Origin of the sequence: Methylobacterium sp. J-043 (genome assembly GCF_022829505.1) — a bacterium.
GTDB lineage: Bacteria > Pseudomonadota > Alphaproteobacteria > Rhizobiales > Beijerinckiaceae > Methylobacterium > Methylobacterium extorquens_A.
The window spans coordinates 1-13,113 of sequence record NZ_JAKSYB010000079.1 but is presented as its reverse complement, the minus strand read 5'-3'; the positions used below and the strand labels follow the sequence as shown (position 1 = coordinate 13,113).

The following is a 13,113-nucleotide window of genomic DNA, read 5'->3' as shown; positions in this document are numbered from 1 at the left end:
CGCGAGAGCATCGTCCTGGATCCGATATTTAGGGCGATGCTCTCGGCACTTCTTTTTGCAGCATCTTTTTCCGAAGGCCGGCAACCACCTTTCGGGACGATGGTCTGGGACGGCGCAGGATGATCCGCCCCGTCGTCGCGAGTGTTCAGCGCAGCGATCCAGCTTCGCGACCTCATTGGATGATCGAACAGGCGTGAGCGTGGCCCACCGATCGGTGGGGTGGGCTGACGCGACTCACGCCGCTTCGGGCTTCGCCCCGAGGCGCTTGTCGAGATAGGTGTCTACGGTCTGGGTCAATTCGTCGACCCGGCCGTCGAAGAAGTGGTTGGCGCCCTCGACCATCTGGTGCTCGATGATGACGCCCTTCTGGGTCTTCACCTTCTCGATCACCGGGATCACCTCGCGGGCCGGGGCCACCCGATCTTCCGAGCCGTGCACGAACAGGCCGGAGGAGGGGCACGGCGCCAGGAAGGTGAAGTCGTAGCGGTTGGCCATGGCGGCGATCGAGATGAAGCCCTCGATCTCCGGGCGGCGCATCAGGAGCTGCATCCCGATCCACGAGCCGAACGAGACGCCTGCGATCCAGCAGGACTTCGCCTCCGGGTTGACCGACTGCACCCAGTCGAGGGCGGCGGCGGCGTCGGAGAGTTCACCCGAGCCGTGATCGAAGGCGCCCTGGCTGCGCCCGACCCCGCGGAAATTGAAGCGCAGGGCTGCGAATCCGCGATTGGCGAAGGTGTAGAAAAGATTGTACACAATTTGATTGTTCATCGTGCCCCCGAACTGGGGGTGCGGATGAAGCACGATCGCGATCGGCGCGCCCTTCTTCTTGGGGGCTTGGTAGCGCCCTTCCAGGCGGCCGGCGGGGCCGGAAAAGATGACTTCGGGCATGGTGTCCTCGAGATGATCCGACTCTCACCCCTGATGCCCCCCGCGAAGGCAGGGGGAGGCTGGCCGGTCACGGCTTGACTCGTTGCGCGCGCCACCTACAAGCGCTCTTAGAATAATTCTAGGTCATTAGAATCATTCTAAACAGTTCGTCGGGCCTCGACCTGCGAAGCACACGGCGCGTTTCGCGCGGCTTAGCACGGGGGAGGGGGGCGAAATCAAGAAAATCAGGATGTGGCAGGACGATACGGAGCAAAACGGCAGGATGACGTCGGGCGCGCGCAGCTATCTCGATCACAACGCGACCTCTCCGGTGCGGCCGGAGGTCGCGGCGGCGGTCGCGCGCGCGCTGGCACTGCCCGGCAACCCCTCCTCGATTCATGAGGAGGGGCGCGCCGCGCGCCACGCGCTGCAGACGGCGCGGGCACGCCTCGCCGCCTTGCTCGGGGTGAGCCCGGAGCGCGTTACCTTCGCCAGCGGCGGCACCGAGGCCGCCAACGCCGTGCTCTCCGGCGCGTTGCGGAAGGCGGGCCTCCCCGCCCCCACCCGGCTAATGGTCTCGGCGACCGAGCATCCTTGCGTCGCCGCGGGCCACCGCTTCGCGCCGGACGCGGTCGAGGTGCTGCCGGTGGACGGGGCCGGCTTGCTGCGGCTCGATGCGCTGGCGGCCCGGCTCGACGCCCTTCGCGACGAGACCGTGCTGATTTCGGTCCATGCGGCCAACAACGAGACCGGGGTGGTGCAGCCGCTGACCGAAATCGTGCGGCTCGCCCGCGTCCACGGACGGGCTCTGGTCCACAGCGACGCGGTGCAGGCGGTCGGAAAGATCCCGCTCGATTGCGCCGCCCTCGGCCTCGACGCCCTGACCCTGTCGGGACACAAGTTCGCCGCGCCGAAGGGCGTCGGCGCCATGGTGCTGGCCGAGGGGGCAAGCCTGGAAGCGGCCTTCCTGCGCGGCGGCGGCCAGGAGGCGCGCCTGCGCGGTGGCACCGAGAACCTTCCGGGGATCGTCGGCCTGGGCGCAGCGGCCGACATCGCCCGTGATGCCCTGGAGGCCGAGGCGGTGCGGCTTGCGGGTTTGCGCGACGCCCTCGAAGCACGCCTGCGGGCGCTCGCGCCGGACATGGTGGTGTTCGGGGAGGGCGTGCCGCGGCTTCCCAACACGCTGGGCTTCGCCGTGCCGGGCCTGGAGGCCGCCACGGCGCTGATCGCCCTCGATCTCGCCGGCCTGTCCGTGTCGTCGGGCTCGGCGTGCGCCTCGGGCAAGGTGGCCCGTTCCCCCGTGCTCGCGGCGATGGGCGTGAGCCCTGCGCTCGCCGCGGGGGCGTTGCGCGTCAGTTTCGGCTGGAATTCGCGCCCGGAAGACCTCGAACGCTTCGCGGCGGGGTTCGAACGGGTCGTGTCGTCCCTATATCAGCGGCGAGGGCAGGCAGCCTGAGGGACTCTCAGTGCCGCCCGCCCAAGCCATTCTTTCGGCGGTAAACCCGCCGTGTCGTTGGAAACCCCCGGTCCTTGAAGCCGGAGTCGGTAGGAGACGCTGAATGCCTGCAGTGCAGGAGACCATCGATCGGGTCCGTTCAATCGACCTCGATCAGTACAAGTACGGTTTCGAGACCGTGATCGAGATGGAGAAGTCCGAGAAGGGCCTCTCCGAGGACGTCGTCCGCTTCATCTCGGCCAAGAAGAACGAGCCGGAATGGATGCTCGAATGGCGCCTCGACGCCTACAAGCGCTGGCTCACGATGAAGGAGCCGGAATGGGCCCGGGTCGAGTACGACCGGGTCGATTACAACAACATCTACTACTACGCCGCGCCGAAGCGTAAGGGCCCGGAATCGCTCGACGAGATCGATCCCGAAATCCTGAAGACCTACGAGAAGCTCGGCATCCCGCTCCGTGAGGTCGAGGTGCTGGAAGGCATCGCGCCGGAGCGTCGCGTCGCGGTCGATGCGGTGTTCGACTCGGTCTCGGTGGCGACCACCTTCCGCAAGGAACTCGAGAAGGCCGGCGTGATCTTCATGCCGATCTCCGAGGCCATCCGCGAGTACCCGGATCTGGTGAAGAAGTATCTCGGCTCGGTCGTGCCCGTGACGGACAACTTCTTCGCCACGCTGAACTCGGCCGTCTTCTCCGACGGCTCGTTCGTCTACATCCCGCCGGGCGTGCGCTGCCCGATGGAGCTCTCGACCTATTTCCGCATCAACGAGCGCGATACGGGGCAGTTCGAGCGCACGCTCATCATCGCCGACAAGGGCTCCTACGTCTCGTATCTCGAGGGCTGCACCGCCCCGAAGCGCGACGACAACCAGCTCCACGCCGCGGTGGTCGAGCTCGTCGCCCTGGAGGATGCCGAGATCAAGTACTCGACCGTCCAGAACTGGTACCCCGGCGACAACGAGGGCAAGGGCGGCATCTACAACTTCGTGACCAAGCGCGGCGATTGCCGCGGCGCCCGCTCGAAGATCTCGTGGACGCAGGTCGAGACCGGCTCGGCGATCACCTGGAAGTACCCGTCCTGCATCCTGCGCGGCGACGATTCCCGCGGCGAGTTCTACTCGATCGCGGTGTCGAACGGCATGCAGCAGGTCGATTCCGGCACCAAGATGATCCATCTCGGCAAGAACACGACGAGCCGGATCATCTCGAAGGGCATCTCGGCCGGCCGCTCGCAGAACACCTACCGGGGTCTCGTCTCGGCCCACAAGAAGGCCAAGGGCGCGCGCAACTTCACCAATTGCGACTCGCTCCTGATCGGCGACCAGTGCGGGGCGCACACCGTGCCCTACATCGAGTCGAAGAACGCGTCCGCCGTCTTCGAGCACGAGGCCACCACCTCGAAGATCTCCGAGGACCAGAAGTTCTACTGCTTGCAGCGCGGCCTCTCCGAGGAGGAGGCGACCGCGCTCATCGTCAACGGCTTCGTCCGCGACGTGCTGCAGCAGCTGCCGATGGAGTTCGCGGTGGAGGCCCAGAAGCTGATCTCGATCAGCCTCGAAGGCTCGGTGGGCTGACGCGCTTCGACACGGCTGTGCCGCGTGCCGCCCCCGGCACAGCGCGCGGCACGCCGACGAGGTGAGGGGCAGCGCCGTGTGCGGCTGCTTCTACGGCCTGAACACGTTCGCGCCGGATGAGACGGAGGGTGGATCGCCGATGACGGCACCGCTCGCTGTCCCCGGTGCGGCGTCGACGCGGTGATCGGTGACATGCCCGGCCAGTCAACCGGACGTGTCACCGTCCTGCGGGCGATGCATCAGGAATGGTTTTGAAGGACTTGGACGGACATGCTTGAGATCAAAAACCTCGTCGTGCAGATCGAGGACAACCGCATCCTCAACGGCCTGAACCTCACCGTGAACGACGGCGAGGTCGCCGCGATCATGGGCCCGAACGGCTCAGGCAAGTCGACGCTCTCCTACGTCATCGCCGGCAAGGAGGACTACGAGGTCCTCGACGGCGAAATCCTGCTCGATGGGCAGAACGTGCTGGAGATGGCGGCCGACGAGCGCGCCGCCGCCGGCATCTTCCTGGCCTTTCAGTACCCGCTGGAAATCCCCGGCGTGGGCACGATGACCTTCCTCAAGGCCTGCCTCAACGCGCAGCGCAAGGCGCGCGGCGAGGCCGAGCTCTCGACCCCCGACTTCATCCGCGCGGTGAACGGCGCGGCGGACAAGCTCGAGATCAACAAGGAGATGCTCAAGCGCGCGCTCAATGTCGGCTTCTCCGGCGGCGAGAAGAAGCGCATGGAGATCCTCCAGATGGCGCTGCTGCAGCCGAAGTTCTGTGTCCTCGACGAGACCGATTCCGGCCTCGACATCGACGCGCTGCGCATCGTTTCCGAGGGCGTGAACGCCCTGCGGGCGCAAGGCCGTTCGTTCCTCGTCATCACCCACTACCAGCGGCTCCTCAACCACATCGTGCCCGACACCGTGCACGTCATGTCGAAGGGCCAGATCGTGAAGACCGGCGGCAAGGACCTGGCGCTGGAACTCGAGGCCTCCGGCTACGCCGAGTACCGCACGAGCGAGGCTGCGTGATGGCCGACGTCACCAATCTCCGCTCCCCCGCCGAGGCCGGCCTCTCGAACCTGTTCGAATCCGCACGGAAAGGCTTCGCCAGCGAGCAGGCGATCAGCCGCGAGGAGGCGTTCCGCTTCTTCGAGGCGACCGGCCTGCCGAGCCGCCGGGTCGAGGCGTTCAAGTACACCGACCTGCGCGCCGCCATCACCGAGGCCGCCCCGCCCGCCGAGACGCCGAGCGAGGACGCGGCCCGGGCCGCCGTTGCCGGGACGACGGGCTTCAACGAGGTCGAGGCCGTCCGCCTCACCTTCGTCAACGGCCATCTCGTCGCGTCCCTGTCGGATCTCGACCGGGTGCCCGAGGGCGTGACGGTCACGCCGCTCAACGAGGCGATGGGCAAGGGTGACGCCCGCCTGAAGCTCCTCGCCCCCGTCGAGCAGGTGCGCGAGAACCCGATCTATCAGCTCAACACCGCCTTCCTGGCGGACGGCGCGCTGATCTCGGTCGCGCCCTGCGCCAAGCCGCAGACGCCGATCCACCTGCGCTTCGTCGGCACGGGGGAGGCCGCCTTCTCGACCGCGACCCGCGTTCTGGTCGATGTCGGCGCCGAGGCGGAATTATTCCTGCTGGAGAGCCACGAGGGACCGTCCGGGCTGGCCTACCAGCCCAACGACGCGCTCGACGTGCATATCGGCGCCGAGGCCGCCTTCCGCCACACCCGGCTCAACCGGGAAGGGGATGGGGCGGTCGCCCTCTCGACGCTCTCCGTGCGCCTCGACGCGCGGGCACAGCTCGAGACCGTCAACCTCGTCACCGGCGCCAAGCTCTCGCGTCACCAGATCTACCTGCACATCGCGGGCGAGGACGCCAACGCCGTGGTCAACGGCGCGACGCTGCTCGGCCACGGCCAGCTCGCGGATTCGACCCTGCTCGCCGACCATGCGGCGACCGGGGGCATCGGCCGCGAGATGTTCAAGACGGTGATCGACGGCGATTCCACCGGCGTGTTCCAGGGCAAGATCATCGTCCGCCAGGTCGCGCAGCAGACCGACGGCAAGATGAAGTCCGACTGCCTGCTCCTGACCGACGACGGTCAGATGATGAACAAGCCGGAGCTGGAAATCTTCGCCGACGACGTCGCCTGCGGCCACGGCGCCACCTGCGGCGCGCCGGACGAGGATCTGCTGTTCTACCTCATGGCCCGCGGCCTGCCGCGCGCCACCGCCGAGAGCCTGCTGGTCCAGGCCTTCGTCGGCGAGGCGGTGGAGACGGTCACGCACGAGGGCGCCCGCGAGGTGCTGATCGGCGGGATCGAGGCGTGGCTGGCGTCGCGCGGCTGACCCTGCTGGCCGGTTCCTTCCGGGGAGCCGGCCAAGCTCATCGACGCCGAACCTGTTCCGGCGGGCGGCGCTGGACCCGGATAGCACAGGATCCAAGGTCGCGAACATGAACGCACCCGTCCGCACCCCCCCCTACGACGTCGAAGCGATCCGGAAAGAATTCCCGATCCTGTCGGAGAAGGTCTACGGCAAACCGCTGGTCTATCTCGACAACGCCGCCTCGACGCAGAAGCCCAAGCGCGTGATCGATGCCATGGTCTCCTGCATGGAGACCGGCTACGCCAACGTCCACCGCGGCCTCCACTACATGGCCAACGCTGCGACCGAGGGGTTCGAGGGCGCCCGCGAGACCACGCGCCAGTTCCTCAACGCGGCCTCGACCGACGAGATCATCTTCACCCGCAACGCGACCGAGGCCTACAACCTCGTGGCCTCCTCCATGGGCTGGGCCGGGCTGATCGGGGAGGGGGACGAGATCATCCTCTCGATCATGGAGCACCACTCCAACATCGTGCCCTGGCATTTCCTGCGCGAGCGGCGCGGTGCCGTCATCAAATGGGCGCCGGTCGATGACGACGGCAACTTCCTGATCGAGGAATACGAAAAGCTTTTCTCGCCGCGCACCAAGATGGTGGCGATCACCCACATGTCGAACGTGCTCGGCACGGTGACGCCGGCCGAGGAAATCGTGCGCATCGCCCACGCACACGGCGTGCCGGTGCTGCTCGACGGGGCGCAGAGCGCGGTGCACCGCCCGGTCGATGTGCGCGCGCTCGATTGCGACTTCTTCGTCTTCACCGGCCACAAGGTGTACGGGCCGACCGGCATCGGCGTGCTCTACGGCAAGAAGGAGTGGCTGGACCGGTTGCCGCCCTACCAGGGCGGCGGCGAGATGATCCGCACGGTGAGCCAGGACGCGGTCACCTACAACGATCCGCCCCACCGCTTCGAGGCGGGCACGCCGGCGATCATCGAGGCGGTCGGCCTCGGCGCGGCACTCGAGTTCATGATGGATCTGGGTCGCGAAAAGATCGCCGCGCACGAGGCGATGCTGACCGCCTACGCCCAGGAGCGGCTCGGCGCGATGAATTCGATCCGCCAGATCGGCAATTCCCGCGACAAGGGCGGCGTCATCGCCTTCGAGGTGAAGGGGGCGCACGCCCACGACATCGCCACCGTGATCGACCAACAGGGCGTCGCGGTGCGGGCCGGCACCCACTGCGCGATGCCGCTGCTCACGCGCTTCGGCGTCACCTCGACCTGTCGCGCCTCGTTCGGTCTGTATAATACGACGCAGGAAATCGATGTTCTGGCCACGGCCTTGGCCAAGGCCGAGATGCTGTTCGCCTGATTCTTTTGAGAGTTTCGGCCGCCGTGAACGGGGACCGGAAGGAGTGATCCGATGAGCACCGACGCCACCATCACCGGGGGCACCAACACCCCCGCCCTCGCGGCCGCCTCCGCGATCCCGGCCGAGGAGATCGATCGCCTGACCGACGACATCGTCGTGGCGCTCAAATCGGTCTACGATCCGGAGATTCCCGCCGACATCTACGAACTCGGCCTGATCTACCGGGTGCAGATCGAGGACGACCGTCGCGTGCTGATCGACATGACGCTGACCGCCCCCGGCTGTCCGGTGGCCGGCGAGATGCCGGGCTGGGTCGAGAACGCGGTCTCGGCGGTTCAGGGCGTGCAGTCCTGCTCCGTCACGATGGTGTTCGACCCGCCGTGGGACCAGAGCCGGATGTCCGACGAGGCCCGCGTCGCGCTGGACATGTGGTAGCGCGTCAGCGCGTCGAAATCGTGCGTCCCGGCTCGAAGGAGACATCCTCGTCGATGTCGGCCAGCGCGAGCCGCGCGCCGATGGCGGGCAGCGCGATCACTGCGTCGAGCCCTTCGAAGCTCACCTCGTCTCGGCCCTCTCCCTCGCGCCGGTGGAGCACGGCGTTCGGGAAGCGCGTCTCGACGAGGAGGATATAGGCGAGGGCTGGGGGGGCGCCGGTACGCCGTCGACGAGTTCGTAGAGCCTGTCCTGGGTCGCTTGCCACGCGAAAAATTCTTCCGGCGTCATCCGCTGCCTTGCAGGCTCGGCGATCGTGCGCTCCGTCACCGATTCAGCATAGCACGGCTGCAATCGTCCGGTGTGCCGGGTCTCCTAGTGGACCGGCACCGGGGGAGTGCTTATCTTCTTCGTTGTACGAAAACCCCTCACCCGCCCGGGCCTTGAACCCGGCCGCAGGAGAGAGACCACGATGTCCAGTTTCAAGGTGATCACGCTGACCGACCGCGCCGCGGACCGGCTCAAGGCGATCATGGCCGATGCGGAGACGCCGATCGCGGGCTTGCGCGTCGGCGTGAAGAACGGCGGCTGCGCCGGCATGTCCTACACAATGGAATATGCCGAGGAGCGGAAGGTCGGCGAGGACGTGATCGAGGACCGGGGCGTGACCGTGTTCATCGATCCGAAGGCGGTGCTGTTCCTGCTCGGCACCGAGATGGATTTCCAGACGACCAAGTTGTCGTCCCAGTTCGTGTTCAACAACCCGAACCAGACCTCGGCCTGCGGCTGCGGCGAATCCGTGGCGATCACGCCGGTCAATCCCGAGCGGCTCACGGCCGGCGCCGCGGCCTGATCGGAGCCGGGCTCGTCGCGCAAGACCGGACGAGGCCCTAGCTCCCTGCATCTGCATCGCCCCGGAGGCTCCCTTTCGGGACGATGCTCTCATCCCGTCTCAGGCGACGTCGCGCAGGTTCTCGACTTCGGTCTCGTCGAGGGTGCGGTTGCGGCCAGCGCGCTTGGCGGCGAACAGGCAGGCATCGGCTCGTTCCAGCAGGGAGACCGCGTTGTCGTCCTCGCGCTGGGTCGCGACGCCGAGTGAGACCGTGACCTTGCCGAGCGATTCGCCGGTGGAGCGCTTCACCAACTCGCGGCCGGTGACGCCCGTGCGCACCCGCTCGGCGATGGCGCGCGCCTCGACCCGGTCCGTTTCCGGCAGGACGATGCCGAACTCCTCGCCGCCGAACCGGGCGAGCGTCGCGTTTCTCTGGCCGATATGCTCGCGCATCACGATGGCGACGAGGCGCAGCACCTGATCCCCGGTCAGGTGACCGTAGAGGTCGTTGAAGCGCTTGAACGAATCGATGTCGATCACGATCAGGCTCGTCGGCTTTCCCTGCCGTGCCGAGGCGGACGGAACATCGACGGTTTTGCGGAGCGACTCCTCGAAATTCTTGCGGTTGCCCAGCCCCGTCAGTGCGTCGGTCAGGCTCTCCAGGCGGGCCGCCTCCAGCGTCTCGCGCAACGCCTCGATCTCACTGCGGCTCTCGCGCATCCGCGCTTCGAGGGTGCGGTTGTTGGCCGTCACATCGCGGGTGTTGGCGATGATCGTCGTCACGACCTCGCGCAGGCGTGTCCGGCTCGTGGCGGTGTTGGCGATGTCGTGGGACAGGGCCTGAAGCGACTCGCCGTACTGAGCGGTGGAGCGGATCGAGACCTCGATCATCTCCATGATGCCCTCGACCTCGGCGATGAGGCTCGAATTCATCCGGTCCACCTCCACGGCCATGCGGCGGCCATCGATGTAGGTGTCGTGGAGTCCTTCGATGTCAGCGCTGGTCAGCGTGCCGTTCTGCGTCGTGAGCCGTTTGACCGCATCGTTCATCAGCGGCTGTGTGCCGGAGACGTAGAGATACCACACGGCGTAGGCCCGCGGCGTCGCGCAGGAACAGTAGTCGCGCATCAGCTCGAAGCTGCGCTGCGCGAGCACGAAACTGCGGTCACGATCGGGATCGGGGCTCATCCGGTGACGTAGGCTCCTACGGAGGGGGCACACCGCCCACAGAGTCCGCTCCGCCGAAGTGTCGCCTCAGAATCTCGCCAGGACGTTAAGAGTGCCTCACAAAACGCCCGACCGCTGACCATTCGCCGCTTTGGTCAAGGCGGCGTAGCGGGCGTCATATGAGAGACACGCGGAGGGCGCGCCGAAAGCGCCTGCCGTTACCGGCGCTCTCGCGGGATACGGTCCCCGTTTGGTCGCCGTGTGGACTGTATCGCTAAAGCATCGTCCTGTATATCGGATCCAGGACGATGCTCTAGCCTTTCGGTTTTGCATCATCCCGAAAGCCGGCAACCAGCTTTCGGGATGATGCTCTAGGCCCGCGCGGCGCCTGAGGAGGGCGCCCATCGCGTCTGCGCGATGGGATGGCCGCGGATTTGGTCGCGGGAGTTACTTGCTCTTCCCGAACCCGGTCGGCTTCAGCAGGAAGGCCGGGACGTGCGAGCCGAGGCCGACCGGCGTGTCGCCGTCCTCGTCGCGACGCGGGGGACGACGCTCCCCGCGCGCGCGTTCGGGGGCATTCCGGGCGGGCTCGCGTGCCAGCTCGCGGGGCGGGGGAGGGGAAACCGGTTCCGGCTCACGCACCGGCTCGCGCCGGGGCGCTTCGGCGCGGCTGCGCTCGGCGGCCGGACGCCGCCCTCCGCGGGAGCGGCTCTCGCTGCGGGGGCTCTCGCTCGACGGGGCGGCACTCTTCTCGGTGCTGCGCCCGATGCTCTTGGTTTCCTCGCCGCCCTTCGTTTCCTTGGCGCGGCGGCTGCCGCGGCGGCGGCGCGGCTCGTCGCCCTCCACCTCGTCGGAAACGCTGGACAGATCGCCGTCGAGCCATGCGATCGGCTGGCCGATCAGGCTCTCGATCGCCGAGAGCGAGCGCTCGTCGGTTCGGCTCGCGAGGGTGAAGGCCTGGCCCGAGCGGCCGGCACGGCCGGTGCGGCCGATCCGGTGGACGTAATCCTCCGGGTGGTGCGGCACGTCGAAGTTGAAGACGTGGCTGACGGCGGGGATATCGAGGCCGCGCGCGGCGACGTCCGAGGCCACCAGCAGCGGAACCTCGCCGCTGCGGAAGCCGTCGAGGGCAGCCATGCGGGCGCGCTGGTCCATGTCGCCGTGGAGCGCCGCCGCGTTGAAGCCGTGGCTGGTCAGCGAGCGCTGGAGTTGGGCGACGTCGCGCTTGCGGTTGCAGAAGATGATGCCGTTCTGCAGCTCGCTCGCCGAGCGGATGAGCTGGCGCAGCACCTTGCGCTTCTCGTGGCCCTCCGCGCCCGTCGCCACGAGGCGCTGCTCGATGGTCGTGGCGGTGGAGGCGGGGCGCGCCACCTCGACCCGCTGCGGGTTGTGCAGGAACATGTCGGCCAGCCGCTCGATCTCCGGCGGCATGGTCGCCGAGAAGAACAGCGTCTGGCGCGTGAAGGGCACCATTTTCACGATGCGCTCGATGTCGGGAATGAACCCCATGTCGAGCATCCGGTCGGCCTCGTCGATGACGAGAAGCTCGACGCCGGTCAGCAGCAGCTTGCCGCGCTCGAAATGGTCGAGCAGGCGCCCCGGCGTCGCGATCAGCACGTCGGTGCCGCGGGTGAGCTTGGCGTCCTGGTCGGCGAAGGAGACGCCGCCGATGATGAGCGCCACGTTGAGCTTGTGGTTGGTGCCGTAGCGCTCGAAATTCTCCTCGACCTGCGCCGCGAGTTCGCGGGTCGGCTCGAGGATGAGCGTGCGCGGCATGCGAGCCCGGGCGCGGCCGGCCTCCAGCATGGTCAGCATCGGCAGGGTGAAGGCGGCGGTCTTGCCGGTGCCAGTCTGGGCGATGCCGAGCACGTCGCGCCGGGCGAGCACATGCGGGATCGCCTGGGCCTGGATCGGCGTCGGCTCGGTGTAGCCGGCCGCGGTGACGGCTTGGAGTACCTTGTCGCTCAGTCCAAGATCGGCGAAAGACATCGGGTAGGAAAAACCATTGTGCGCGTGAAGTGGGCCGATCAAGGGCTCGAAAGCTCGCGCCGGCGGCGGATCGCGAGAGCCGTGCGCGGTACGCCATCACGCGTCCGAACGCGCGCGACACTTAGACCCCTGTGCCTGCTTGTCAATCGACCGAGACGGCGCAGTCTCCTCCCGTGCGGGCAGGGTACGGTTGCGTCGCCGGCATCCCGAGGCCATCCCGAACCCGCGCTCGCGTAGAGCCGACGCCTCCGGCATCGCCTTGGCGGCTGTCGCGAGCCTCGCCGCGTAAGGTCGGTCGCGAGGTCAGTCCCGCGCGCCCGTGCCGAGGGCGCCGCGGAGCGTGCAGGGGTCGAGCCGCGTCGTCTGCGCCTTGCTGCCGAGCGAGCCCGTCACCTCCGGGTCGCCCCCCCGATAGGGCGGCTTGCCACCCGGCTGGGCGATGTGGTGGCCGAGTGCCATGGCGCCGAGGCCGACGATCAGCGCGGTCTTGATCGACCATGCGAGGGGGCCACGCGGTCGGGGCGAGCCGGAATCGAAGGACATGGGCAGCGCGATCCATCGGGCCGGCCGGATCCGGGATCGGGCGCCGGCGCGGGAGGATGATCGCCCGCATGTGGTTAATGCGGTCTTGCGCGGCGGGAGGCACCACCTGTTAACCGTATTGTCGTCAGGTTTTGCCTGATGGTTTGACTGTTGCCGATTTTCGACAAGACGAGCCAGCGATGTGCGTAAAGACACGTCGGGCCTGATCGAGTGCTCACGGCTGGGTAAGCTTCACCTTTCGTTGACGGGTTCGGGTGCATTCATCGCTTCATCGCTGGAGGGCGACGGATACCGGGGAGATCCCCGGACCACTTCACACCAACACCGGCTCCCGCCAAATCAGGACACGACACGATGAAAATCCTGCTTCTTGCTTCGAGCGCGCTCGTCGCCGCTACCGTCGCCGCTTCGGCCGCCGACCTCCCGCGCCGCGCGGCTCCCCCGCCGGTGTTCCAGCCGGTGCCGGTGTTCACCTGGACGGGCTTCTACGCCGGTTTCAACGCCGGTTACGGCTTCGGCACCCAGGACGACCGCGTCCCGACCGTGATCGGCGTC

The 13,113-nt window shown here is 67.5% G+C and carries 12 protein-coding genes and 1 pseudogene; 8 read left to right on the top strand and 5 right to left on the bottom strand.

What is annotated here, in order from left to right; genetic code table 11:
* Nucleotides 1–234: 234 nt before the first annotated feature.
* Nucleotides 235–891 (bottom strand): alpha/beta hydrolase, encoded by a 657-nt coding sequence (locus tag MKK50_RS24465; RefSeq protein WP_253370005.1) that lies wholly within the window; start codon nucleotides 889–891, stop codon nucleotides 235–237.
* A 262-nt stretch (nucleotides 892–1,153) separates the two neighbouring features.
* On the opposite strand from MKK50_RS24465, the gene MKK50_RS24460 reads away from it, so the two are divergent.
* From MKK50_RS24460 to MKK50_RS24435, 6 genes are all read left to right on the top strand, one after another.
* The gene (locus tag MKK50_RS24460) at nucleotides 1,154–2,326 is read left to right on the top strand and encodes a cysteine desulfurase family protein (RefSeq protein ID WP_499025789.1); all 1,173 of its coding nucleotides are present in this window, start codon (nucleotides 1,154–1,156) and stop codon (nucleotides 2,324–2,326) included.
* Nucleotides 2,327–2,429: 103 nt separating this feature from the next.
* On the top strand, nucleotides 2,430–3,899 hold the full coding sequence (gene sufB, locus MKK50_RS24455) for a Fe-S cluster assembly protein SufB (protein WP_012255147.1): 1,470 nt from the start codon (nucleotides 2,430–2,432) through the stop codon (nucleotides 3,897–3,899).
* Nucleotides 3,900–4,169: 270 nt separating this feature from the next.
* Complete coding sequence (gene sufC, locus MKK50_RS24450; RefSeq protein ID WP_253370002.1) at nucleotides 4,170–4,922, top strand: Fe-S cluster assembly ATPase SufC; 753 nt, start codon at nucleotides 4,170–4,172, stop codon at nucleotides 4,920–4,922.
* Nucleotides 4,922–6,244: a SufB/SufD family protein gene (locus MKK50_RS24445; RefSeq protein ID WP_499025787.1), complete on the top strand. Its 1,323-nt coding sequence runs from the start codon at nucleotides 4,922–4,924 to the stop codon at nucleotides 6,242–6,244. Before sufC ends, MKK50_RS24445 begins: the two co-directional genes overlap by 1 nt.
* A gap of 106 nt (nucleotides 6,245–6,350) precedes the next feature.
* A complete protein-coding gene (locus MKK50_RS24440) occupies nucleotides 6,351–7,595 on the top strand; it encodes a cysteine desulfurase (protein ID WP_253369998.1) in 1,245 nt (414 codons plus the stop codon).
* A gap of 51 nt (nucleotides 7,596–7,646) precedes the next feature.
* Entirely contained in the window at nucleotides 7,647–8,030 is a 384-nt protein-coding gene (locus MKK50_RS24435; RefSeq protein WP_004446369.1) for an SUF system Fe-S cluster assembly protein, read from the top strand.
* A gap of 4 nt (nucleotides 8,031–8,034) precedes the next feature.
* Here the strand turns inward: MKK50_RS24435 and MKK50_RS24430 are convergent, their stop codons facing one another.
* On the bottom strand, nucleotides 8,035–8,295 hold the full coding sequence (locus MKK50_RS24430; protein WP_499025786.1) for a hypothetical protein: 261 nt from the start codon (nucleotides 8,293–8,295) through the stop codon (nucleotides 8,035–8,037).
* A 204-nt stretch (nucleotides 8,296–8,499) separates the two neighbouring features.
* Here MKK50_RS24430 and MKK50_RS24425 point away from each other — a divergent pair, with 204 nt between their 5' ends.
* A complete protein-coding gene (locus tag MKK50_RS24425) occupies nucleotides 8,500–8,880 on the top strand; it encodes a HesB/IscA family protein (protein ID WP_253369996.1) in 381 nt (126 codons plus the stop codon).
* 99 nt (nucleotides 8,881–8,979) lie between these two features.
* Here the strand turns inward: MKK50_RS24425 and MKK50_RS24420 are convergent, their stop codons facing one another.
* From MKK50_RS24420 to MKK50_RS24410, 3 genes are all read right to left on the bottom strand, one after another.
* Nucleotides 8,980–10,047, bottom strand: coding sequence for a GGDEF domain-containing protein (locus MKK50_RS24420; RefSeq protein ID WP_253369994.1), 1,068 nt, complete (start codon nucleotides 10,045–10,047; stop codon nucleotides 8,980–8,982).
* A gap of 426 nt (nucleotides 10,048–10,473) precedes the next feature.
* The gene (locus MKK50_RS24415; protein WP_253369993.1) at nucleotides 10,474–12,015 is read right to left on the bottom strand and encodes a DEAD/DEAH box helicase; all 1,542 of its coding nucleotides are present in this window, start codon (nucleotides 12,013–12,015) and stop codon (nucleotides 10,474–10,476) included.
* Nucleotides 12,016–12,318: 303 nt separating this feature from the next.
* The gene (locus MKK50_RS24410) at nucleotides 12,319–12,558 is read right to left on the bottom strand and encodes a hypothetical protein (protein ID WP_253369991.1); all 240 of its coding nucleotides are present in this window, start codon (nucleotides 12,556–12,558) and stop codon (nucleotides 12,319–12,321) included.
* A gap of 354 nt (nucleotides 12,559–12,912) precedes the next feature.
* Between MKK50_RS24410 and MKK50_RS24405 the strand changes: the two are divergent.
* Nucleotides 12,913–13,113, top strand: a pseudogene (locus MKK50_RS24405) (porin family protein); the annotation flags it as partial.